The organism is Rubrivirga sp., assembly GCF_049648075.1.
GTDB lineage: Bacteria > Bacteroidota > Rhodothermia > Rhodothermales > Rubricoccaceae > Rubrivirga.
Genome location: NZ_JBARYR010000568.1, coordinates 1 through 1,591, shown reverse-complemented (window position 1 = coordinate 1,591; position 1,591 = coordinate 1). Strand labels below are relative to the sequence as shown.

At 69.0% G+C, this 1,591-nt stretch carries 1 protein-coding gene; it reads right to left on the bottom strand.

Annotated features, from left to right (window positions below; translation table 11 throughout):
- On the bottom strand, positions 1-1,559 hold a 1,559-nt coding region (locus WBA11_RS15905; RefSeq protein ID WP_424521640.1), incomplete at its 3' end, for a hypothetical protein.
- Positions 1,560-1,591 lie beyond the last annotated feature (32 nt).

The following is a 1,591-nucleotide window of genomic DNA, read 5'->3' as shown; positions in this document are numbered from 1 at the left end:
GCGTTGGCGACGGCCCACGCGTCCTGGCGAACGCCCTCGACGCGCCACGACACCGACGCGCCTGGCGTCCCGCCCCCGACGGCGAACGCTCCGCCCTCAACCGTGCGCGCGACGTGGAGGCTGGGCATGGCCGCGCCGACGGCCGTGAGCTGGTACCGGAAGTCGCCGACGAGTGCAGCGGCGTAGTCCGGGAGTTGAACGATCGCAGCGCCGTCGCCGTCGAGTTGGGCTGTTCCGCTGAAGGCGACGAGGCGGTCCGAGGACACAACCGACGGGAGCGTCAGCGTCCGGGCGTCCGGCGCTGAGGGATCGTCGAGGTAAATGGCGGCCTCGGCAGACTGCGTCGTGCCGGTGAGAAACTGCGTGCCCGCTTCGTTGACCCCGAAGACGACGTTGCCGGCGCCATTGACGACCGAGAAGTCGCCCGCCTCGTCGTCGTTGGCGTCGAGGAAGACCTGGACGGCGTCGTTCGAGCGGAAGCTGAGGTCGCTGCTGGTGAACCGAAAGTCAGACTGGAGCACCCCGTCGTCACCGTTGAAGTCCGTAGTGCCCGTCCCGCCCAGGATGAGGTCTGGGGCGAAGACCGAGACGCGCGTGTTGCGGAGGTAGTTGCCGGCCTCACCCGATGCACGGACGCCAAAAAAATTGGCACGGGCGACCTCAACACCGTCGCCGCCCGCCCAATCGACGAGGACCCCGTCACGATCAGCGTCGGGCACGTCGTCGGCGTCCGTGTCGCCCGAACGGTAGATGTAGAGGCCACGTCCACCCGCGTAGTTCACCTGGAGACCTTGAAATTTGGCTTCATTGACGTAGAAGCCGTTCTCTTCAGCCTCGAAGACGTGGACCCCGTCGCGGCCTACGGTGCCAATCGAGACCCCGTCAGTACCGGCCTCGAAGACCGCTAGCCCGGCGCCCGCTGCCGATGCAGCGACGAAAGCGGTAGCCATTGACGACTGGACGGCGACGCCGTGGCTGGTCGCCTCATCGACGTACACGCCGATGTTTCCAGCCGCCTCAACCGCAATCCCGTCGCCACCCGCGGCTAAGATCTCAACCCCGTCGTCGCCCGCGGCCTCGATGCGGAGCCCGTCGCCGGAGCCCGTGTTCGAGAGCGTGAACGAGGCTTCAAAAAGCTGGGTGCTTGCGGTACCTGTGAATGGGAACGTCAGCGATCCGCCGCCCTCGAGGGCGCGGTACGCCGCCGGGACAGCGCCGAGCGGGACTGGACCGAACACCGTCGCCGCGCCGTCCGGGTTGAGGATGAGCGACAGCGACGGCGCGTCCGCGAAGTCGACGCCCGCGATCTCAGTCACCGAGCCGAGGTAGTGCGTGAACACGCCGCCGACGGTCTGGACCGTGGCCGTCTCCGCCCACGAGCTCCCGGCGGCGTCCTCGAGGACGAACCGGATCGTCTGGGTGCCGTCGGCCAAGGGCGCACCGGCGGCGTCGGTCAGGCGGCCCTGGTAGGGGATCTGCTCGCCCACGGGCGACTGGGCGAGGGCCGGCGTGGCGAGGGCCGTCAGCAGGGCGGCGGCGAGGGCAGTGCGGAGGGTCATGGCGGTCAGAGAAGAGGAGCACGGGGCGAGTC